This is a genomic window from Lutibacter oricola (assembly GCF_900106565.1).
In the GTDB taxonomy this organism is placed as follows: Bacteria; Bacteroidota; Bacteroidia; order Flavobacteriales; family Flavobacteriaceae; genus Lutibacter; species Lutibacter oricola.
On sequence record NZ_FNNJ01000001.1, the window covers coordinates 533,691 to 557,700 of the forward strand.

At 31.9% G+C, this 24,010-nt stretch carries 15 protein-coding genes; 14 read left to right on the forward strand and 1 reads right to left on the reverse strand.

Going from position 1 to position 24,010, the window contains the following annotated elements; translation table 11 throughout:
- Position 1 precedes the first annotated feature (1 nt).
- The 10 genes from BLU40_RS02190 to BLU40_RS02235 all read left to right on the forward strand — a co-directional run bounded on the left by BLU40_RS02190 (position 2) and on the right by BLU40_RS02235 (position 17,837).
- A complete protein-coding gene (locus tag BLU40_RS02190) occupies positions 2-1,510 on the forward strand; it encodes an alpha-L-fucosidase (RefSeq protein ID WP_090119271.1) in 1,509 nt (502 codons plus the stop codon).
- Between the two features lie 27 nt (positions 1,511-1,537).
- On the forward strand, positions 1,538-3,097 hold the full coding sequence (locus BLU40_RS02195) for a sulfatase family protein (protein WP_090119273.1): 1,560 nt from the start codon (positions 1,538-1,540) through the stop codon (positions 3,095-3,097).
- Positions 3,098-3,111: 14 nt separating this feature from the next.
- Complete coding sequence (locus BLU40_RS02200) at positions 3,112-5,817, forward strand: glycoside hydrolase family 2 protein (protein WP_090119275.1); 2,706 nt, start codon at positions 3,112-3,114, stop codon at positions 5,815-5,817.
- Between the two features lie 234 nt (positions 5,818-6,051).
- Positions 6,052-7,980: an FAD-dependent oxidoreductase gene (locus BLU40_RS02205; RefSeq protein ID WP_090119277.1), complete on the forward strand. Its 1,929-nt coding sequence runs from the start codon at positions 6,052-6,054 to the stop codon at positions 7,978-7,980.
- Between the two features lie 7 nt (positions 7,981-7,987).
- Complete coding sequence (locus tag BLU40_RS02210; RefSeq protein WP_090119279.1) at positions 7,988-9,121, forward strand: hypothetical protein; 1,134 nt, start codon at positions 7,988-7,990, stop codon at positions 9,119-9,121.
- 17 nt (positions 9,122-9,138) lie between these two features.
- Complete coding sequence (locus tag BLU40_RS02215) at positions 9,139-10,563, forward strand: carbon starvation CstA family protein (protein ID WP_090119281.1); 1,425 nt, start codon at positions 9,139-9,141, stop codon at positions 10,561-10,563.
- A 248-nt stretch (positions 10,564-10,811) separates the two neighbouring features.
- Positions 10,812-12,404, forward strand: coding sequence for a sulfatase family protein (locus BLU40_RS02220; RefSeq protein ID WP_090119283.1), 1,593 nt, complete (start codon positions 10,812-10,814; stop codon positions 12,402-12,404).
- A gap of 9 nt (positions 12,405-12,413) precedes the next feature.
- Entirely contained in the window at positions 12,414-14,225 is a 1,812-nt protein-coding gene (locus BLU40_RS02225) for an arylsulfatase (protein WP_090119285.1), read from the forward strand.
- A gap of 130 nt (positions 14,226-14,355) precedes the next feature.
- Positions 14,356-15,939 carry an alpha-L-fucosidase gene (locus tag BLU40_RS02230; RefSeq protein WP_245729877.1) on the forward strand — a complete coding sequence of 528 codons (1,584 nt, stop codon included), beginning with the start codon at positions 14,356-14,358 and terminating at the stop codon, positions 15,937-15,939.
- 32 nt (positions 15,940-15,971) lie between these two features.
- Positions 15,972-17,837: a sulfatase family protein gene (locus tag BLU40_RS02235; protein ID WP_090119287.1), complete on the forward strand. Its 1,866-nt coding sequence runs from the start codon at positions 15,972-15,974 to the stop codon at positions 17,835-17,837.
- 254 nt (positions 17,838-18,091) lie between these two features.
- On the opposite strand, the gene BLU40_RS02240 is transcribed toward BLU40_RS02235, so the two are convergent.
- Complete coding sequence (locus tag BLU40_RS02240) at positions 18,092-18,580, reverse strand: Lrp/AsnC family transcriptional regulator (protein WP_090119289.1); 489 nt, start codon at positions 18,578-18,580, stop codon at positions 18,092-18,094.
- Between the two features lie 174 nt (positions 18,581-18,754).
- On the opposite strand from BLU40_RS02240, the gene hisC reads away from it, so the two are divergent.
- Genes hisC through BLU40_RS02260 form a run of 4 tightly spaced genes read left to right on the forward strand, consistent with a single transcriptional unit; the run spans position 18,755 to position 24,007 of the window.
- Positions 18,755-19,876: a histidinol-phosphate transaminase gene (hisC, locus tag BLU40_RS02245; protein ID WP_090119291.1), complete on the forward strand. Its 1,122-nt coding sequence runs from the start codon at positions 18,755-18,757 to the stop codon at positions 19,874-19,876.
- A gap of 37 nt (positions 19,877-19,913) precedes the next feature.
- The gene (locus BLU40_RS02250; protein WP_090119293.1) at positions 19,914-21,074 is read left to right on the forward strand and encodes a homogentisate 1,2-dioxygenase; all 1,161 of its coding nucleotides are present in this window, start codon (positions 19,914-19,916) and stop codon (positions 21,072-21,074) included.
- A 10-nt stretch (positions 21,075-21,084) separates the two neighbouring features.
- Positions 21,085-22,251: a 4-hydroxyphenylpyruvate dioxygenase gene (gene hppD / locus BLU40_RS02255; RefSeq protein ID WP_090119295.1), complete on the forward strand. Its 1,167-nt coding sequence runs from the start codon at positions 21,085-21,087 to the stop codon at positions 22,249-22,251.
- 10 nt (positions 22,252-22,261) lie between these two features.
- Positions 22,262-24,007: an aromatic amino acid hydroxylase gene (locus BLU40_RS02260; RefSeq protein WP_090119297.1), complete on the forward strand. Its 1,746-nt coding sequence runs from the start codon at positions 22,262-22,264 to the stop codon at positions 24,005-24,007.
- Positions 24,008-24,010 lie beyond the last annotated feature (3 nt).

The window sequence follows — 24,010 nt, forward strand, 5'->3', positions numbered from 1 at the left end:
AATGAAAAAGTTTTTAGCATTGGCAATTATTGCTGTTGTAGGATTTAATTCTTGCGCAGAAAAAAAGGAACAAAAAAAAGAAGTAGAAACAGCGTTTAGGTATCAAGAAGATTGGGAATCTATTAGAAGTGGCTACAAAGTTCCAGAATGGTTTAAAGATGCTAAGTTTGGAATATTTTTACATTGGGGTCCATATGCTGTACCTGCCTATAGTAGTGAAAAATATCCAAAAGGAATTTATCAAAAAAGTTGGAATAAAGGAGGAATGAATCCTTGGTCGCATCACAGAGAACACCACGGAGACCCTTCAGTATTTGGGTATAAAGATTTAATTCCAAAGTTTAAAGCTGAAAATTTTGATGCTAAAGAATGGGCTTCTTTATTTAAAAAATCTGGAGCGCGTTATGTTGTTCCTGTTGCTGAACATCATGATGGGTTTGCTATGTATAAATCTAACGTAACACGTTGGAATGTTGTAAATATGGGGCCTAAAAAAGATGTAATGCAAATGTTGTCAGATGCTTGTAAAACGGAAGGAATGAAATTTGGAGTTTCTTCACATTTTGCTTTAAACCGTCAGTATTACAATCACGCTGACCCAAGTTGGGATGTAAATGATCCTCAATATCAAGATTTATATTGGAAAAAAATTGAAAGAAATTCATTGCCATCTAAAGAGTTTTTAGATTTATGGTGGAACAGAACAACGGATATTATAGATAATTATGAGCCAGATTTATTATGGTTCGATTTCGGTTTAGACAAACCAGGTTTTGAACCAATGCATAAAAAAATACTTGCATACTATTATAACAAAGGGTTAGATTGGGATAAAGGTGTTGTTTTTCAAGATAAAAATATGAAGGGTAAATCTTTTCCGGAAGATTTAATTACGTTAGATATTGAACGTGGTAGAATGGATGGAATTTATAAATATCCTTGGCAAACAGATACTTCAATTGGAAAAATTTCTTGGGGTTATATTAAAGATGAAGAATATAAAACATCTAATTATTTGTTAGATGAATTGATCGATATTGTTAGTAAAAACGGATGTTTATTATTGAATATTGGACCAAAAGCTGACGGGACAATACCTGATGAAGCAAAAACCATTTTAGAAGAAATGGGAAGTTGGTTAACAGTTAATGATGAAGCCATTTTTAACACACGCCCTTGGAAAATATTTGGTGAAGGACCAACAAAAGTGAGTAAAGGTCATCATTCAGAAAAAAACAATAAAGAGTCTGGTTTTGAAGACATTCGTTTCACCACAAAAGGAGATATTTTATATGCAACTTCTTTGGGTTGGCCAAAAGATGGCGTTTTCACAATAAAATCTTTAGCTAAAGGGAATGAATATGAAACTAGAGAAATAGCTTCTATAAAATTTATTAGTGGAAACAATAAAATAGATTGGAAACAATTGGAAAAAGGGCTTCAAATAAAGGTTGAAGGAGAACAACCTTGTGAGGCTGCTTTTGCTTTTAAAATTGAATTCAAAAAATAGTTTTTCATTTAAAAAACGTTAAAAACGATGCATTATAAGTTCTCAAAACTAATTGTAATTGCGTGTTTATTTGCTTTTGTAACTGCTAAAGCACAAGACAAAAGGCCAAATATTTTATGGATAACAATAGAAGATTGGTCACCAGATTTATCTTGTTACGGAACCAAAGGAATTTCGACTCCAAATGTTGATAAATTAGCTTCCGAAGGAATTTTATATAAAAAAGCATTTACTACTTCGCCAGTTTGTTCAACATCACGTTCAGCTATGATGACTGGGTTTTATCAAAACTATATTGGCGCAAATCAACATAGAGAACATAACAAACAACCATTACCTTATGGCATAAAACCAATACCTCATATTATGAAAGAGGCTGGTTATTTTACTGCCTTAATGAGTTGGAAAACGGACTGTAATTTTATTCCTAATAAAAGAAATGAGTTGTTTGAAGGTGAAGACTGGAAAGAACGCAAACCTGGGCAACCATTTTTTGCAAGAATTACTTTTGGAGGAACACACCGTTCTTGGAATCGTGATCCTCAAAACCCTATTGCAACTTCAGACATTGAGTTACCGCCATATTATGCCGATACGGAGTTTAACCGCAGAGATTGGGCAAATGGTTTAGAGCAAATGCAATTGGTAGATCGTGAAATTGGAGCTTTGTTAAAACGTTTAGAAGATGAAGGTTTGGCTGAAAATACCATTGTGTTTTTTATTGGAGATCACGGACGTTGTCATATACGTGGTAAACAATTTTTGTATGATGGCGGAATTCAAATACCAATGATTATGCGTTGGCCAGGAAAGGTAAAGCCAAATGCTGTAAGCGATAATATGGTAATGTCTATTGATATTTGTGCAACAATTTTAGAAGCTGCAGGAGTTAAAGAACCAGTTGCTTTACACGGTAAAAGTTTGTTTAGTAATGCTGTAAAAAATAGAAAATATGTGTTTGCAGCGCGTGATAAAATGGATGAAACTCATGATGCAATGCGTGCAATTAGATCAAAAGATTATAAATTAATTTTAAATTTAATGCCTGAGCGTCCGTATTTGCAATACAATAAATACAAAGAAGGCGCATATCCAATGTTGGCGGAGATGAATATTTTAAATATGAAAGGAAAACTAACGCCTGCACAAGCAGCTTTATTTGCTTCAACAAAACCAGAAATTGAATTGTTTGATTTGCAAAAAGATCCTTTTGAAATTAATAATGTTGCTGATAACCCAAAATACGCTTCAGTTAAAAAAGAATTATTGGCTGAATTAGAAAATTGGAGAACAAATGTAATTAAAGATAAAGGTGTTACTAACGAGTTTAGAGGAGCAACTGTTTTTCCTGAAGAATGCCCAAATACTACGGTAGATGAGTGGGTGAAAACAAATGCTGAAAATTATGATTTTAATGTTGTTGGTTGGCCAAAATGGTTTCCAACAAGAGATTTGGAAGCTTGGGAAGTTGCGCGTAAAAAATGGGAACCGTATGTAATGCGTAAGGCAGATGAAAAAGTGTTAAGACCATTTATTACCATTCCTTCAGAAAAAGAATTAAGAAAAAGAGCATCTAAAAAACATTGATAAAACCCAGTCAAATGAACTTTAATTTATTTAAATATTTTTGTTGTCTAGCAGTAGTATTAGTTTCATTTCAACCAGTTTCTTCACAAGAAGAACCAGAGTTTTCAAAAGCTGGTTTTTGGGAAGTAGAAAATAGCGGAAGAACTGTTTACAATTTCAATTTAGGCTGGCGTTTTTATTTAGGTGAAAATGAACAAGCTTTTCAGCAAAATTTTGATGATTCAAGTTGGGATATTGTAAACTGTCCAAACGGATTGGAATACAATTCCAGTGAAGTTAGCGGAAGTGTAAATTACCAAGGTGTTGCTTGGTATAGAAAACATTTTACACCTTCTTCAACTTCAAAAAATAAAATTGTTAAGCTTCATTTTGAAGCTGTAATGGGAAAATGTAAAGTTTGGTTGAATGGTGAATTATTAGGCGAGCATTATGGAGGTTATTTACCTTTTGAAATTGACTTAACTAACAAGCTGAATTTTGAAAAAGACAATGTAGTGGTTGTTATGGCTGATAATAGCGATGATCCATTATATCCACCAGGAAAACCACAAACAAGATTAGATTTTTCTTATTTTGGAGGAATTTATCGTGATGTTTGGATGGTTGAAACAGGAACAGTTTATGTAACCAACCCAAATGCTGTTGATAAAGTTGCAGGAGGTGGGATTTTTACACATATTGAATCCATTTCAGAGAATAAATCTGTAGTTTCTGCAAGTATTGAAATTCAAAATGATGGATTGAAAAGCAATAAAATAAAAGCAGATTTAATTTTAATAGATTCTGAAGGTGAAGTTGTTTCAAAAGCTTTAAAAAAAGTAACAATTAAAGCCAATAAATCAACAAAAATAAAACACACTTTTTCTGTTGAAAACCCTAAACTATGGTCGCCTTGGTCTCCAGATCTTTATAGATTAGAAGTTATTTTAAAAGATGATAAAGGAACCAGATTAGATGGAGTTGCTTCAAGAATTGGAATTAGAAAAATAGAATTTAAAGGTAAGGATGGATTTTACCTTAACAATAAACCATATCCTGGAAAATTAATTGGTGTAAACCGCCATCAAGATCACGGTTATGTTGGAAATGCGATTCCAAATAACGGACAATGGCGAGATGCTAAAATATTTAAAGAAGGTGGTTCAGACATAATTAGAGCCGCACATTATCCGGCAGATCCTGCATTTATGGATGCTTGTGATGAATTAGGGTTGTTTTATATTGAAGCAACACCTGGTTGGCAATTTTGGAACGAAGAAAATCCAATTTTTGAAAAACGAGTGTACCAAGATATTCGAAATATGGTACGAAGAGATCGAAATTATGCTTCTGTAATAATGTGGGAGCCCATTTTAAACGAATCTCGTTATCCATCCTATTTTGCTGAAAAAGCGCACAATGTAGTTCACGAGGAATATCCAATGCAAGGAGCTTATACAGTTTGTGATAAAAAAGCAGACGGACAAGAACATTTTGATGTAGTATATGCTCACGATTATAATGTAGATTTTTTAACAGAAAAACGTTGTACGTTTACACGTGAATTTGGTGATAATGTAGACGATTTTAACTCTCAAAATTCACCAAGTAGAGTAGCGAGAGCTTGGGGAGAACAGCCACAAATTGTACAAGCACAATATTATGCCGATGTAGATTATGTACATACAACATTAGAATCTTTACACGCAATGCCAGCGCAACATGTTGGTGGTACGCTTTGGGCTGGTTTTGATCATCAAAGAGGGTATCATTGCGATCCGTTTTATGGTGGTTTAGCAGATGTTTTTCGTCAGCCAAAATATTCGTATCAACTGTTTAAAAGTCAGCGAGATATTTCAGAAAACAATGAGCCATTTATTTTTGTTGCGCACGAAATGACTCCGTTTTCTGGAGCAGATGTTAGCGTGTATACAAATTGTGATGAAGTTCGACTAACTTTGCACCAAGGATTAGCAGTATATCAGAAAAAGGCACATAAAACAGAAACAGAATTAAAACTGATTAAAAGAGGGCAGCCTAAATTAAGAATTATTAAACCAATCAAAAAGATTCCGCACCCTATTGTAACATTTGAAAACGTGTTCGATTTTATGGATACAAAGTATTTGCATAGAGGCGGAGGGAAAAGTAAATCAAGTATTTTAGTTGAAGGATTAATGGATGGGAAAGTTGTAGTTTCTGAAAGAAAAGTAGCTGCTAAAAAACCAACAAGATTACAATTAAAGGTGCAGAATAGTGGATTGCCTTTAATTGCAAATGGATCAGATTTTGTGCTAGTTGTGGCTTCAATGATAGATCAAGATGGTGTTGTAAAACATTTGAATGAAAATACCGTGAAATTTGAAGTAGAAGGAGAAGGTGCAATTATTGGAGATGCATCAATTTCAGCAAATCCAAAAAGATTAGATTGGGGAACTGCTCCATTATTGGTAAGATCAACTAATAAATCTGGAAAAATTAAAATTAAAGCTTCATTATTGAATGAAGGAAAAAGCACACCGTTATCTGGTGAGTTGATTATAGAAAGTGTTCCTTCAGAAAACAAATTCTTATTTACAGAAGTTGGTTCAGAAAAAACAAAAACAACCACAATTAAATCACAAACAGAATTATCGATTGAAAGTTTAATGAAACAGAATAAAGAACTTCAAAAAAAACTAATCGATTTAAAATTAAAACAAGAAGAAAAAGAGCAAATTGAGTTTGATGAAAATCATTAATTTTTTGTGAAAAATAGTTTTAGTTTTAAGGACTGTTATTTAACTATAAATTTAGTATTAGTTGTTATAGCAGGCGTTTAGACGTGTTTGTTAAGTTTTTGTAAGGTGTTTGTTCTGGGTTTAGTTCATTAAAAAATCGATATTTGAACTGACAGGTACAATCAATTTACTTATGCATTCAATTGTTATATCTTAATTGATGATTTTTATATCATTCGAAAAATAAACCTAAAAATGAAACGTAGAAACTTTTTTAAAACAGGAGCAAAAGGAGCATTAGCGGCAGGATTATTTCCAATTATGGGAGATATTACTGCACAAACTTCAAGTAGTTCAGATAAAAGATTATTTAATTGGAATGAAGGTGTAGAAGGAATTAAAGGAGATCCAGTTAGAAGAAAAACATTAAATGTAGATGTTGCTGTAATTGGTGGTGGAATGTCTGGTATTTCTGCAGCTGTTTCTGCCGCTAGAAATGGAGCGAAAGTTGTTTTGGTACAAGACAGGCCTGTTTTAGGTGGTAACGCATCTAGTGAAATGAGGGTTACGGTTAATGGTGTTCAAAGTTTAAGTAATAAACACAAAGTTGAACGTGAAACAGGTATTGTTGAAGAACTTTTAATCGAGAATTGGCATTACAATCCACAAGAGTCTTATCCAGTTTGGGATCACGTTTTGTATAACTACGTGGTTCGTGAAAAGAATTTAACATTGTTATTAAACACTTCGGCAATAAGTGTTGAAATGAATGATGATAAAATAAAGTCTGTTGTTTGTAGACAATTAACAACTGAAACAGATTTTACCATAAACGCAGCTATGTTTTGCGATTGTTCTGGAGACGGATTTATGGCTGCTTCAGCAGGAGCTGAATTTAGAATGGGACGTGAAGGAAAAGCCGAATTTAACGAGAAATATGCTCCAGACGAACCAGATGGTTGGGTAATGGGAGATTGTTTTATGATGATAACCAAAGATATGGGAAAACCTGTACCTTTTTATCCTCCAGAATATGCCATTCCGTTTGATGCTGAAACCGCTTTTAAAGACAAACACAGAAAAGTGAAGCAAGTAAAAGAAGGTTTTTGGTGGGTTGAATTAAGTAGCGATGTTGATATTATTGGTGAGAGAGATGAAATTCGTCATAGATTAATGGCTCATTTTTATGGAGTTTGGGATCATATTAAAAATTCAGGTAATTTCCCTGAAGCAGAAAATATTGCGTTAGATTGGATTGGTTCTATTCCAGGACGTAGAGAATCTCGCAGATTTATGGGGGATTACATTTTAAAAGAAGGTGATTTATTGGGGAACACTCAATTTGATGATGCAATTGCCTTTGGAGGTTGGAGTTTAGACGAACATTGTCCAGGAGGTATTGAAAACTTAAAAGAACCAGCAAGTTATTTTCATTCAAGATTTAAAGAAGTGTATCAAGTGCCTTTTAGATGTTTATATTCTAAAAATATTTCAAATTTATTGTTTGCCGGAAGAAATGTAAGCGTTACGCATATGGCGTTGTCTTCAACAAGAATTATCGGTACTTGCTCTATGATGGGACAAGCTGCAGGAACTGCTGCGGCAATGTGTGCTGAAAAAGGTGTAAATCCAAGAGGATTATATCAAAATAATATGAATGAATTGCAAGAGCAATTATTGCGTGATGATTCTTATTTTCCTAATCGACCAGCAAATGATCCAAAAGATAAAGCTAAAAAAGTAGCAACTATTTTTGCTTCTTCAACAGCATCTGGAGATGCTAAATTATTGCTAGATGGTGTGTCGCGTGATGAGATTGAGAAAATTCACCATTGGCAATCTGAAGGTTTAAATGAAGAGTTACAATTAGAATGGAATAAGCCTCAAAAATTAACAAGCGTTGAAATGAAGTTTGATACAAACTTGCAACGTAAAATGATGATGCATAAAAATCCAGCTAAAAACAAAGGACAAGTTATTGGAATTCCACCTGAATTAATTAAAAATTTAAGTGTTGAAGCTAGAGTTAAAGGAGATTGGGTTGAAGTTGGAAAGGTAGATTATAATAAAACACGATTGGTAAAAGTTAATTTCAATGAAGTTAAAACTACCGCAGTACGTGTTAAATTAAAAGATACTCACGGAGCAGAAAGTATAAAAATGTTTGAAATACGTTGTTACTAATTAATATATGAATTTCAATAAAATTCTTATAGTGCTATTCTTTCCAGTTTGGGTGTTTTTCCAAAGTGGAGAGAGTAGTTATTCTTCAGAATTTAAAAAAATAGAACACGAAATAACGGTAGCTCATCCAGGAAATGAGGATAACGGATTGGAGCAATCGACACTTGTTGAGGTTAGAAATAAAAAAGGAATGGCGGTTGAATTCTATATGAATGTAGAATCTGTTATTTGTGTAAAAAGTGTTTGTAAAGTTGTGCCTGTTCGTATTTTTTGGAACAATCTTGGTGAATATCAAAAGTATGAGTTAGATAAAGGTGTAACATTAGAAAAGTACGAAGCTGATCTTTTTGAAAAGCAAGATTATGTAAAATTACATAGCATACTTTCAAATTTAGATTCGCCATTTAAAAATGTAAGAATTGATGAAATTTTAACTGTTGCAGATGAAACGCATAATGATGTTGATGCGGTTTCTGGTGCCACAGCATTGGAGTTAGATGAAGAAGATACAGTGCCTGGCGCTGCTTTAACTTGTTTTACACTTTGGCATTGGGCACACGGTGATATTGAAACTATTATTAGAAATTTTACAGGTAAATCATTAAAAAAACAAGTTTTTAAAAACTATTTAACTTCAATAAAAGAGAATGAACAATTGTTTGCAATTGAGCAATTGTTAGAAACAAAAAACTACAAAAAGAACCTTGTTGATGCGGTTATTAACGAAACTTCAAAAAATGATAATTTATTAAGAAGTACTTTCAAATATATTAACAACGCTTCTGATAAAAAATACTTTCAGGCTATTGAAAAACTGTTTTTAAAAGGAAATGAAAAACAAAAAATAATAGCTTTAAATTCTCTTTTAAATAGCAAAAGAAGTGTTTCTTCAAAATATTTAGATGGTTTAAGTAAAGAGGTTTTATCATTAAAAACATACCAAGAAATTTCTATTTTTTTGAGATTAATGAAAGCTAAAAATTCTAATTCTCAAGAAGTAATAAAACATACCATTCCATTATTAGACAAAGATTTATTAATTGCCAGAAGTGTTTATTGGTTTTTAAAAGATAAAAATTTATCCGATAAACAACAAAAAAAACTAGCTGTGTTTTATTCTAAAAACAAGAATCAACTATAAACTAAACTAACTGAATTATGATTACTTTTTTAATTTGTATAGGAGTGCTAATTGCAGGCTATTTTATATATGGAACCTATGTAGAACGTAAATTTGAAATAGATATAAACAGAAAAACTCCAGCAATTACTAAAGAAGATGGAGTAGATTATGTGCCATTAAAACTTCGAAAAATATTTTTAATTCAATTTTTAAACATTGCAGGGCTAGGACCAATATTTGGAGCCATAGCTGGAGCACTTTGGGGACCAGTTGCTTTTATTTGGATTGTTTTTGGGTGCATTTTTGCAGGTTCAGTACACGATTATTTTTCAGGAATGTTGTCAATTAGACACGATGGTGAAAGTATTCCAGAAATTGTAGGTACCTATTTAGGAAATGGAGTTAAACATTTTATGCGAATTTTTGCAGTAGTATTACTTATTTTAGTTGGAGTGGTTTTTGTTAAAGGCCCGGCAACAATTTTACAAGAACTAACAGGGGTAAGTGTAACCATTTTAGTAGCAGTTATTTTTGTTTACTATTTATTAGCTACAATGATACCTATTGATAAATTGATAGGTAAAATATATCCAATTTTTGGATTATCATTATTAATAATGGCAGTTGGGTTATTTATTGCTGTAATGTTTCAAGGTTATACAATTCCCGAATTAACTCCAGAGAATTTAATTAATATGCATAGCAATCCAGATAAATATCCAATATTTCCAATGTTGTTTATTACCATTGCTTGTGGTGCAATTTCTGGGTTTCACGCAACACAATCCCCATTAATGGCGCGTTGTATTTCGAACGAGGCTCATGGTAAAAAAATATTTTTTGGAGCAATGATTACAGAAGGTATTGTAGCTTTAATTTGGGCGGCTGTTGCAATGGCATTTTTTGGAGGCGTTAGAGAGTTAGGCGCAACAATGGCAGAAGAAGGTCATAATGCGGCTTGGGCTGTAAACATTATTTGTAACACAATGCTTGGTAAAATAGGCGGAATTTTAGCAATTTTTGGAGTGGTTGCAGCTCCAATTACTTCAGGAGATACAGCTTTTAGAAGTGCGCGTTTAACTATTGCAGATTCTTTTAATATCAATCAAGGTAGTTTAGTAAAAAGATTAATGGTTACCATTCCTATATTTTTAATAGGTTTAGCATTAACTCAAATCAACTTTGCTATTATTTGGAGGTATTTTGGATGGTCTAATCAAATGTTAGCAACCATTGTACTTTGGGCAGCAGCAGTATATATGAAAACTCAAGGTAAAAAAGCCTGGTTTATTTTAATTCCTGCAGCTTTTATGACTGCAGTAGTAACCACTTATATATTGGTTGCTCCAGAAGGATTTCAATTAAATTATACGTTGTCATATTCAGTAGGAATACTAGTTTCATTAGTGTTAGCTGCTTGGTTTGTATTTTCAAAAGTTGACATAGAAAAGCACAAGTAAAATATGGCTTTATAAGTATACAAACTATATACTTTAACTGTTTTTGTTAAAGTGTGTAAATGCTTTTTATTCTGGTTTTCAGCGGTTTATAATCTTTTTTTCTAAAGCTTAAAAAATAGTTAATTATAGTTTAAGTAAATTTTAAAAAACATATCTACTATAAACAAAATCATATGTTTATTTCAGTGATAAGCTTATTTCTAACTTTGTTTTACTAAAGTGTAGGATATTAATTATTGAAATAAATTATGAAAAATTTAAAGTTTTTAATCGCCATAGGTTTAATCTCATTGGTTTCTTGTGCTCAAAAAGAGAAAGAAGAAAAACAAGATGAGCGTCCAAATATCATTTTTTTATTATCTGATGATCAAACTAGCATAGCTACTGGTTGCTACGGAAACGATCAAGTAGTTACTCCAAATATGGATAATTTAGCTGCAGACGGAATTCTATTTGCAAACCATTACAACACTACTTCAATTTGCATGGCAAGTAGAGCTAGTATTATGACAGGTATGTATGAGTATAAAACAGGTTGTAATTTTATGCACGGATCGTTACGTAAAGAGAAATTTCAAAAATCGTATCCAGTAATTTTAAGGCAAGCAGGTTATTTTACAGGTTTTGCGGGTAAATTTGGGTTTCCAGTTTCTGATGAAGAGGGTTGGGATGATAAAAATATGAAAGTAATTCCTGCAGATGAATTTGATATGTGGGGTGGTGGTCCAGGACAAACTCAATATGCAACAGCAAAAAATCCTTCAATAGCAAAGTACGCTAAAGAATATCCGCATAGTACAAGAGCATATGGTGCTTGGGCAAATGATTTTATTTCTGAAGCAAAAAAGTCTGGTAAACCATTTTGTATGTCTATTAGCTTTAAAGCACCTCATTTACCATTTACACCAGATAAGTATTTCGATTATGTGTATGAAAATAAGAAGTACAAAAAACCAGCTAATTATGGTGCAGAAAATGCTCAGCATTTATCACCACAAGCAAAATCTGGGCGTCAATACAATAGTTATAATTTTTGGCGAGATTCCGAAGAAAACTATCAAGAAGCAATTTCAAAATACAATCAGTTAATTCACGGAGTTGATTATGTGTTAGGAATGATTCGTAAATCGTTAAAAGAACAAGGTGTTGATAAAAATACTATTATAATTTTTACCAGCGACAACGGTTATAGCTGTGGAGCACATAATTTTGGAGGTAAAGTATTGCCTTATGAAGAAGCTTCGAAATCACCTTTAATTATTTACGACCCAAGAGTGCCTAAAAATAAAAGAGGTCAAAAACGTGAAATTGTTACTGCAAATATAGATATGGCACCAACAATTTTAACCTATGCAGGTGTTAATATTCCTGAAAATATGGATGGTGAAAACTTGATTCCATTAATTAATAAATCAAAAGGAATCAACCGTGAAACAGTTGCTTTAACAAATATGTGGGGTAATGATGAAATTCAAGCAATGTCGGTAGTTTCAAAAGATTGGAAATATATTTATTGGCAATACGCAAACGAAAAAATGCAACCTGTTGAAGAACTTTTTAATATTGGGAATGATCGTTTAGAAATGAATAATGTCGCTAATAATTCAACTTATAATAAGCAACTGAATAGAATGAGAAAGCTATATGATAAGCAATTACAACATATAGAAAGTAGTGCTTTGAATTATAACGATTATAAGAAATACGGAATTCTATTTGATAGAAGTGCCAAAGCTTCAGATAAAAAAGAATACCTAACAGGAGATTACCAAGAAGTATTAAGGTTGCAAAAAATTATGCAAGCCGAAAAGAGAAAAGCAAGTAAGAAAAAAAAGAAATAAGAAAATACGATGAAAAATAAATTTATTTATACAGTTTTCCTTTTGGTTTCAATAGTTTGCTTTAAGTTGAAAGCACAACAGCGACCAAAACAGCCGAATGTAATTTTTATTCTTACTGATGATCAAGGTTACGGAGATATAGCTGCACACGGCAATAAAGTAATAAAAACACCAAATTTAGACAACCTTCATAATCAATCAGTTCGATTAACAAATTACCATACAGGTCCAACTTGCGCTCCAAGTCGTTCTGGTTTAATGAGTGGTGCTTATGGAAACAGGGCAGGTGTTTGGCATACTATAGGAGGCTGTAGTATTTTACGTGAAAAGTTTGTTGCAATGCCACAGGTTTTTAAAGAAAACGGGTATGCAACTGGTATGTTTGGAAAATGGCATTTAGGAGATGCATATCCTTATTTACCGGAAGACAGAGGTTTTGATGAAACAGTATATCATGGAGCTGGAGGAATTGGGCAAACGCCAGATTATTGGTTAAACGATTATTTTGATGATACTTATTTTAGAAATGGAACACCCGAAAAATTTAAAGGGTACTGTACGGATGTGTTTTTTGAAGAAGCAATTAAGTTTATTGAAAAGAAAAAGGATCAGCCATTTTTTGCATATATATCTACAAATGCACCGCACGGACCATTGAATCTTCCTAAAGATTATTACGATTTATATAAAAATGAAAAATCTATTACCGATGCTCAAAAAGCATTTTATGGAATGATTACCAATATTGATGATAATATTGGAATTTTAGAAAAAAAATTAAAGCAATTAGGTATTCAAGATGATACTATTTTAATTTTTATGACTGATAATGGTACAGCAACTGGGCATACTGTTATAAAAGGTGAAACTTATGGTTTTAATGCCGGTATGCGAGGTCATAAAGCGTCTCAATACGATGGTGGACATCGAGTGCCATTTTTTATTCGTTGGAATAATGGAGGTGTAAATGGAGGTGTTGATATTCGAAATATTACTATGAATTATGATGTTTTGCCCACTTTAATAGATTTATGCTCGTTGTCTAAAATTGATGGGCCTGCATTTGATGGAGTAAGCTTAAAACCATTGCTAACTAAAGAAGTTAATTCTTGGCCACATAGATATACATTTACCGATAGCAATAAAAAACAACACCCAAAAAAATGGTATAAATCTGCTGTTATGGATGATGATTGGCGTTTAATTGATGGAAAAGAATTGTATAATATTAAGAATGATGTAGGTCAAAAAATAAATGTTGCAAAAAAGTTTCCTAAGAAGTTTGAAGAAATGAAAACAGCTTATGAAAAATGGTGGAAGTATGTTTCGCAAGATTTTGGACGTTATGAAGCCTATAAAATTGGAGTTTCTCATATAAAAGAAACTACGCTTACTAATCACGATTTACATTCTGAATCTCCACTTGCTTGGAATCAGTCATATATACGTGATCCATATTACAAGAAAAAACCAGCAATACCACAAGGTTATTGGATGATTGATGTTCAACAACGAGGAGAGTATGAAATTGAATTAAGAAGATGGCCAAAAGAAGCCAACTTAGCTATGAATGCAACAGTTCCTCAGCAAGGAATTAGAACAAAATGGACAGATATTCGTCCTGTGGGAATTCAGCTTAATTTTAAAAAAGCAACTCTAAAAATAGAAGGAATATTACAAGAGCAAGAGGTTGATATGTCTAAAAAATCTGTGAAGTTTAAAGCTTTTCTATCTAAAGGAAGGCAGCAAATGCAAGCATATTTTACCAATGATAAAAATGAGGATTTAGCTTCTTTTTACCTATATATCACAAAAAAGTAGTTAAAAAACCATTTGTTACTTGTTTTACAACAATAGTGGTTATATATCCACTTAAGATTTTATTATTTAGCAGTCTGAAAAATAGATGTTAAAAAGCAGTTAAATGCTTGATTATTAATAGTAAATAAAAATGAAAAATTCAAAAATAAAAGATATGCAATTTAGTTTTCTTAGGAAACTTGTTTTAATGGTAGTAGTTGTTAGTATTGTAGGTGTTACAAATACTAAAGCTCAAGAAAAATTTAAGAAAAATTGGGAGTCATTGAGTAAAGTTAATGAGCAACCAGAATGGTTTAGAGATGCAAAATTTGGAATTTATGCCCATTGGGGCCCAGTCTCAAATGCATTTGTTGGTGCAGATCCTGATACTTGGTATGCAGGATGGCACGGAATGAAAATGTATGTTGATGGTAAAAAAGTTCCTACTAAAAATGGTAAGCCAACAACTAATTATATTCATCATAAAAAGAAGTATGGAGATCCTAAAAGACATGGATATACTGAAATAATTGAGGAGTTTAAACCAACTGGTTTTGATGCAAAAGTTTGGGCAGAATTATTTGAAGCATCAGGAGCTAAGTTTGCTGGACCAGTAGCAATGCACCATGATAATTTTGCAATGTGGGATGCAAAATCTACGCGTTGGAATTCTATGAATTACGGAGGAATTGACCCTTCAGCAGCTTTGAAAAAAGAAATTGAAGCTAGAGGAATGAAATTTATGGGATCTTTTCACCATGCATTTACTTGGCAATATTTTGCACCAGCTCATAAATATGGAGGTGTAAACCCAAAAGATTATGATTTATATACAAATCCACATAGTTTAGATTCTGAAACGCCAGATAAAGATTTTTATGATCAATGGTGGGCTAAATTGAAAGAGTTTATCGATGTATATGAGCCAGATGTAATTTGGTTTGACTGGTGGTTAGAAAATATGACAGATGAATGTAGACAAGAATTTTTAGCATATTATTATAATAAAGGAATTGAGTGGAATAAAGATGTAGTGGTATGTTATAAAGAAAGTACTTTTCCAGAAGAAACTGCAATTAAAGATTACGAAAGAGGGCGTCCAAATCAACCAAAAGAACAAGTTTGGTTAACGGATACTTCACCAGGTCAATGGTTTTACCGTCCGGGAGCTAAGTTTAAAACACCTAACGAATTAATTGATATTTTAATTGATATTGTTGCTAAAAATGGATCAATGTTATTAAATGTGCCACCAAACCCAGATGGTTCAATTCCAGAAGAAATGGCTTCTTTATTAAAAGAAATGGGAGCTTGGTTAAAAATAAATGGAGATGCTATTTTTAAAACAAGACCTTGGACAGTTTTTGGTGAAGGACCAACTCGTTTACCAGAAGGAGGGCATAAAATAGAAAAACTTAAAATTGAGTATAAAAACTCTGATATACGTTACACAAAAAAATCTGATAAAGAGTTTTATGCCATTGTAATGGATGCTCCAAAAGGCGAAACAATTTTAAAAACATTAAGTACTGATATTGGTGTATTAAATTCAAAAATTTTAAATATTGAATTATTAGGTAGCAATGAGAAAATTTCTTGGGAAAGAGATAGTAGAGGATTGGTTATAAAAGCACCAAAATCTGTACCTTCGCAATATGCACATGCGTATAAAATTACATTAGAAGGATATACTGAAAATAATATTGGTGGGGATGTTGATACGCATGTAGACTAAATAGAGTTTATACACAAAATCAATAAAACAATATGAAATTTAAATTATCACTAGTAATTTGTTTAATTGCATTGCAAGTTTTTACAGCTTGTAGTCAAAAAACGAAACCTGTTGAGGTTGAACGTCCTAATATTGTTTGGATTGTATCAGAAGACAATTCAAAACATTATTTAAAAATGTTTGATGAACATGGTGCTACCGCTCCAAATATTGAAAGTTTGGCCGCAGATGGATTAACGTATACACATGCATTTTCCAATGCTGCTGTATGTAGTGCTGCAAGGTCAACTTTGATTTCTGCATCTTATGGTCCTCGTTTAGCAACTCATTATCATAGAAAAATGGAACAAGTTCCATTGCCTGAAGGTGTTGAAATGTTTCCTGCTTATTTAAAAAGAGCTGGTTATCATACAACAAACAATGCGAAAGAAGATTACAATTTATTCAAAGCAGATAATGTTTGGGATATGTCTTCAAAAAAAGCTACTTGGAGAGATCGCAAAGAAGGTCAACCTTTTTATCACGTATTTAATATTGGAACAACTCACGAAAGTAGATTGCATTTTACTAGAGAGGATATGAAAAAAGGAACAAAAACGGATGTAAATTCTGTTTTTGTACAACCAAATCATCCACAAACAGAGTTGTTTAAATTTACAAATGCATATTACCACGACAAAATTCAGCAAATGGATACTGAAGTTGGTGAGGTAATTGCAAAGTTAAAAGAAGACGGCTTGTACGATAGTACATTTATATTTTATTATGGAGATCACGGTGGTGTGTTACCTGGAAGTAAAGGTTATATTAATGAAATGGGAGTTCATGTGCCATTAGTAGTTCATATTCCTTCAAAGTATAAGCATTTAGTTGATGAAACTCCAGGAACGAAAGTTGATGGTTTTGTAAGTTTTATTGATTTTGGTGCAACTGTTTTAAATTTAGCAGGCGTTGAGTTACCTAAAGGAATAGATGGGAAACCATTTTTAGGAAAAGGAGTTTCTGGAAAAGAAGTTGCAAAGCGCGATGAGACATTTAGTTATGCCGATCGTTTTGATGAAAAGTACGATATGGTTCGTGCGGTAAGAAAAGGTAAATTCAAATATACTAGAAATTTTCAACCATTTAATTTTAATGGTTTAATGAATAACTACCGTTACAAGCAATTAGCTTACCAAGAGTGGTTAGAATTGTATGAAGCAGGTAAATTGAATGAAATTCAATCACAGTTTTTTGAGCCAAAACATGCTGAAGAATTGTATGATGTTGAAGCTGATCCATTTGAAACAAATAATTTAGCAGATAAACCAGAGTATATTGAAACCGTTAAAGAATTAAGAGCTAATTTAAATAATAGAATGAAGTCTATGCCAGATTTATCTGTCTATCCAGAATTTTATTTAAAGAAAGTAGCATTTTCTAATCCGGTTGAATTTGGTCAGCAACACAAAAAAGATATTGAGGCATATCTTGAAGTAGCTAATTTAAATATTTTAAAGTTTGAAGATGCTAAAGTTAAAATCGATGAAAACTTAAAATCAGATGATGCTTGGAAACGTTACTGGGCATTAAATACTTGTAGTAGTTTTGGTAAAGAAGCTAATGAGTTTGTTAGTGTTGCTAAAGAAATTGCAAAATCAGATTCAGTGTTAATTAATAAAGTTAAAGCAGCAGAGTTTTTAGGTTTAGTAGGTAAACAAAATCCTGTTAATGTTATGACAAAAGCATTGTATGATACAAAAGATGGTGCTGAGGCTGTATTAATGTTAAACTCTATTGTATTAATGAAGGATGGAGCTCACAAGTACAAATTCAACATTAAACAAGATAAAATTAATAAAATAACACTTGAAGAACCATTAGTATTAAGAAGGTTGGAGTATATTAATAAGAAATAAAAATAATGTTCTAAATATTCAAAAAGAGTTTGTATTGAAGTAATTTAATACAAACTCTTTTTATTTTATAGGTTTAATTTTTTTTTTACGTATCCTTTGTTATTAAAGTAATATTAATAGATTTTTAGTAGTTGTATTATTTGATTTATACGAAAATACTAAGATAAAGACTTTCATTATAATTTTTCAATTAAAGGAAATAGCATAACTTTTATAATATTGTAATAAATGCGATAAGAAAATATTTAAATTTTCTATAAAGAGTCCTCTTTAAGAGAACTTAAGTCCAAATTTGTAGTGTTTTTACCTTTTTTGATTGCAATATAACTATGCACGTTACCAATTTCAGAAATTAAGGATAATTTAGTTTGTACAAAAGTTTCATAAGCATCTATATCTTCTAAAACAATTTTAACTAGAAAATCAAAATTTCCGGATACTTGATAGCATTCAGTAACTTCATTAAAACTATTCACTTGTTTTAAAAAATTTTGAAGATAACTTCTCGTGTGTCCTTTTAATTTTACTCCAATAAAAATGGTTTGTTTAAGGCCTATTTTCCGTTCATTTAATAGTGCTACGTACTTATCAATATAACCTTCTTTTTCTAATTTTTTTATTCGTTCAAAAACAGGAGTTGGAGATAAGTTTAGTTTCTTAGCTAGTTTTTTTGTGGTAATTCTACAATCTGTTTGTAAAATTTCTAATATTTTTAAATCTGTTTTGTCCAGTTTTGCTTTCATAAAGATATTTATTTGGCTAAAGATATAAAGATTAAAATTAAATAGTTAAAAACACTATAAATAACTTTTTTTGTAGTGGAAAACACTTAATTAGGTAGTTTGATTAGATTTAAAAAACAAATTAGCTTCTTGTAGTGTTATATTTGGTTTACGCTACTTACACTAAAAAACTAAATGAAAACCGAATCTAAAACATTAAAATCTCTTTTTAAGTCCTATTTAACTGTAAAGGATAGTTACAAAGGAGGAAAAGGAGTAATTAAAAAAGAAGGTCAAAAAACATATAAATTATCTTCTAATGAAAATCCTTTGGGCACATCATCATTAGCAATTAATGCAATTAAAGAAGCAACAAAAGATTTGCATTTATATCCAGATACAACTGATTTTCGTTTGCGTGAAGCTTTGGAAGTTTATTACAATAGAGAATTAACTAAAGACCAATTTATTTGCGCTGCAAGTGGTTCGGAAATAATAGATTTAACAATTAGAGCCTTTGTAAAAGAAGGTGATGAAGTAATAGTCTCAACTCCTTGTTTTGTGCCTTACAAAATGTTTTCACGCTGGTCTGGAGCAAACGTTATTGATGTTCCATTATTAGAAAACAATTATAGCTTAAATATTGAAGGAATATTAAACGTAGTTACCGAAAAAACGAGAATTGTATTTCTAACAAGTCCAAATAATCCAACGGGCTCATATATTTCTAAAGAAATTTTTGAAAGTTTAATGGTGCAATTACCGACTAATATTGTAGTTGTTTTTGATGAGGTTTATTGGCATTTTGCTGAAGCAGAAGATTACACTACGGCACAATCATATATTTCTAGGTTTGTAAACCTAATTGCAATCAATAGTTTTTCAAAAACATATGGTTTGGCTTCGGTAAGAGTTGGCTATGCGTATATGAATGAAGAAGTAGCAGCTTATTTACGTCAAATTTGTAAGCCTTTTTTAATTACAAAGCTGTCTTTAGAAGGTGCAATTGCATCATTAAAAGATGAAGTTTTTATTCAAAAAACGGTTGAAACAATTCATTCAGAAAAGAAATTTTTAAAAGAAGAATTTAATAAGTTAGGAATTCAATTTTACCCAACACAAGCTAACTTTTACTTAATAACACCACCAATTCCATCGAATGAATTTGTGCAGTTTTTAGCTGAAGAAGGGATAGCAGTAAGGCCGGTAGATAATTTTGGGGCAACAGGGAAAGTTAGAATTACAATTGGAATACGAGAAGCAAATATAGCTTTGATTAAAGCATTAAATAAGTTGAAATTAATTTCACTTAATTAATTGCTTATAGAAAATACTAAACTAAAAAAATCACATAATGGCACGTTATCACACTTTAGGGAGCATTCCTAGAAAGCGTCATACTACCTTTGAAAAAACTGAAGGAGGTTTATACCAAGAAGAACTTTTTGGTACTGCTGGTTTTTCAGGAATATCATCGCTTTTATACCATATTTATCCGCCAACAGTTGTAAATGAAGTTAAAGATTTAGGTTCGGTTGCACCAAAAATTGGGATAGAAAAAAATATGAAAGCATTGAGCTTTAAAGGTTTTTCAATTCAATCGGAAGAAGACTTTTTGGAGAGCAGAAAAACATTGTTTGTAAATAACGATTTACACATTGGTTTGGCTGCTCCCAAAGGTTTTTCAAAAACGTATTTTTATAAAAATGCCGATGCCGATGAAATGTTATTTATTCATAAAGGTTCAGGAAAATTAAATACTTGTCACGGTTCAATTTCTTTTAAATATGGAGATTATGTAATTATTCCCAAGGGAATTATTTATCAGATTGAATTTGATTCAGAAGATAATAGAATTTTATATGTAGAATCTTTTGAGCCAATTTTTACACCAAAAAGATATCGAAATAATTTCGGGCAATTATTAGAACATTCACCATTTTGTGAGCGCGATTTTAGATTGCCTGAAAACTTAAAAACTCTTGATTTAAAAGGTGATTTTAAGGTGAAGGTAAAAAAGCAAGGAAATATGTGGGAATACACCTATGGAAATCATCCTTTTGATGTGGTTGGCTGGGACGGATTTCATTATCCGTTTGCATTTTCAATTCACGATTTTGAACCAATAACAGGAAGAATTCATCAACCGCCACCAGTTCATCAAACTTGGGAGTCGGCAGGTTTTGTGGTGTGTAGTTTTGTACCTAGAATGTACGATTATCACCCAAAATCTATTCCTGCACCGTACCACCATTCAAACATAGATTCTGATGAATTGTTGTATTACGTTGATGGTGATTTTATGAGTAGAAACAACATTGAAAAAGGACAATTAACATTGCATCCAGGTGGAATTCCACACGGACCGCATCCAGGAGCTATTGAAAGAAGTGTCGGTAAGAAATTTACAGAAGAATTAGCGGTAATGATAGATCCTTTTAGACCATTATCTATTACTGAAAAAGCATTAAAACTACAAGTCGAAGATTATTATAAATCTTGGAAAACAAACTAAAAAAATAAAAATGTCAGCAGAAATTAAAAATTTAAAAGATTTACAAAATACAGAATACTCGCTAAAGAAATTGTTCTCTGATGCAGAAGATTTTCTTCCATTATTAGGAACAGATTATGTAGAATTATACGTAGGTAACGCCAAGCAATCGGCAAATTATTATAAAACAGCTTTTGGTTTTCAATCTGAAGCTTACGCAGGATTAGAAACTGGTATGAAAGACCGAGTTTCGTATGTGTTAAAGCAAGATAAAATTCGTTTGGTTTTAACAACTTCATTAGAAGAAGGTGGCGAAATAAATGAGCATATAGACAAGCACGGAGATGGTGTAAAAGTAGTCGCTCTTTGGGTTGAAGATGCAACAAAATCTTGGGAAGAAACCACTAAAAGAGGTGCAAAATCATATATGGAACCTACACGAGAAGACGATGGTGAAAATGGTTATGTAGTTCGTTCTGGAATTCATACATACGGAGACACCGTTCACGTTTTTGTGGAAAGAAAAAACTATAAAGGTGTGTTTTTACCAAATTATAAAAAATGGGAATCTCATTACAATCCAAAGCCAGTAGGTTTAAAATTTATTGATCATATGGTTGGTAATGTTGGCTGGGATGAAATGAATAAATGGTGCGAGTTTTATGCAAAAGTAATGGGGTTTGCGCAAATAATTTCATTTGATGATAAAGATATTTCAACAGATTTTACAGCTTTAATGAGTAAAGTAATGTCTAACGGAAATGGGCGAATTAAATTCCCTATAAATGAACCTGCAGAAGGGAAGAAGAAATCTCAAATTGAAGAGTATATAGATTTTTATAACGGACCAGGAGTTCAGCATATTGCAGTAGCAACTAATGATATTGTTTCAACAGTTTCAGCAATGAGAGATAGAGGTGTTGAGTTTTTATATGTTCCTGAAAATTATTACGATGATTTGTTAGAGCGTGTTGGAGAAATTGATGAGGATATTGAGGTTTTAAAAAAACACGGTATCTTGATAGACCGAGACGATGAAGGTTATTTACTGCAATTGTTTACAAAACCTGTGGTAGACAGACCAACAATGTTTTTTGAAATTATTCAAAGAAAAGGCGCACAATCTTTTGGAAAAGGAAACTTTAAAGCATTGTTTGAAGCTATTGAAAGAGAACAAGAAAATAGAGGGACACTTTAAAAAATAGGTAGTGAATTCTAAAAATAAAATAGAATTAAATAGCGTAACAAAAAGGTTGCCAAAGCATTTGCTTAAATTCATTGTAAAGCAACCTTATGAGGAATATACAGCTCAAAATCAAGCTGTGTGGCGCTATGTTATGCGATTGAATATTGATTACCTAAAAAATACAGCACACAGTTATTATTTAGATGGAATTGAAAAAACAGGAATTTCCATAGATAGCATTCCTAAAATGGAAGGAATGAACAGAATTTTGAAAGAAATTGGCTGGGCAGCAGTTGCGGTTGATGGATTTATTCCTCCAAATGCTTTTATGGAATTTCAGGCGTACAATGTGTTGGTAATCGCATCGGATATTAGAACATTGGAACATATTGAGTATACGCCGGCACCAGATATTATTCACGAAGCGGCTGGGCACGCACCAATAATTGCAAACCCTGAATATGCTGAATATTTAAGACGTTTTGGAGAGATTGGAAGCAAAGCAATTTCGTCTGATAAAGATTATGAAATGTACGAGGCTGTTAGGCATTTATCAATTATAAAAGAAGATCCAAATACTTCAGAAAATGAAATTGAAAAAGCTACTGAAGTAGTTAATAATCTTCAAAATAATATGGGTGAATTGTCTGAAATGGCTCAAATTAGAAATTTGCATTGGTGGACAGTTGAGTATGGATTAATTGGAGAGCTAGAAAATCCAAAAATATACGGAGCTGGTTTGCTTTCTTCAATTGGAGAGAGTAAATCTTGTTTAAAAGAAGCGGTTAAAAAGATTCCATATTCTATGAAAGCTGCGCAACAAAATTTTGATATTACTAAACCACAACCTCAATTATTTGTAACTCCAAATTTTGCGCATTTAAGTTATGTTTTGGAGAAGTTTGCAAACACAATGGCGGTTAGAAAAGGCGGTTTAAAAGGAATTCAGAAGTTGATTGCTTCAAAAAATATTGGAACTATTGAGTTAAGTACTGGATTACAAATTTCAGGAGTTTTTACCAATGTAATTAGTAATGAAAATAAACCAATTTATATTCAAACTACTGGAGAAACAGCATTAGCTTCTAGAGATAAAGAGCTAATTGGCCACGGTGTAAATTATCATAAAGAAGGTTTTGGAAGTCCTATTGGAAAGTTGGAAGGAATTAACTTGGCAATTGAAGATATGTCGCCAAAAGATTTGGAGGTGTATGGAATTTACGAAGGTTTAAATACTGAATTATTTTTTGAAGGAGGAGTTAAAGTGTGTGGACAAATAATTACAGGAGTTAGAGATTTACAAGGAAAAATAATGCTGATTTCTTTTAAAAATTGTATGGTTACTTATGGCGATGAAGTTCTTTTCAAGCCAGAATGGGGAATTTATGATATGGCGGTAGGTAAAGATGTTGTTTCCGCTTTTTCTGGACCTGCTTCAAGTGAATCTTTTGAAGATATTTACGAAGTTCCTTCAGAAAAAACACACAAAATTACATATTCCGAAAAAGAGTTGAAGCTGCATTCTTATTACAATGAAATAAGAAAAATGAGAGAAACCGAAAAAATAGAGTTAGCTAGAATTGAAATTATTTTTAATGAAGTTGTAACTAATTTTAATAATGAATGGTTGTTGTTTTTAGAAATGTACGAGCTAACTTATAAAAATGAAGGCAGTTTTTCAGAAGTTGTTTTAAAACAATTAGAAGAGTTAAAGCAAGAAAATAAATACAAGAAATTAATTGAAGATGGTATAAATCTGCTGTCTTAAAAA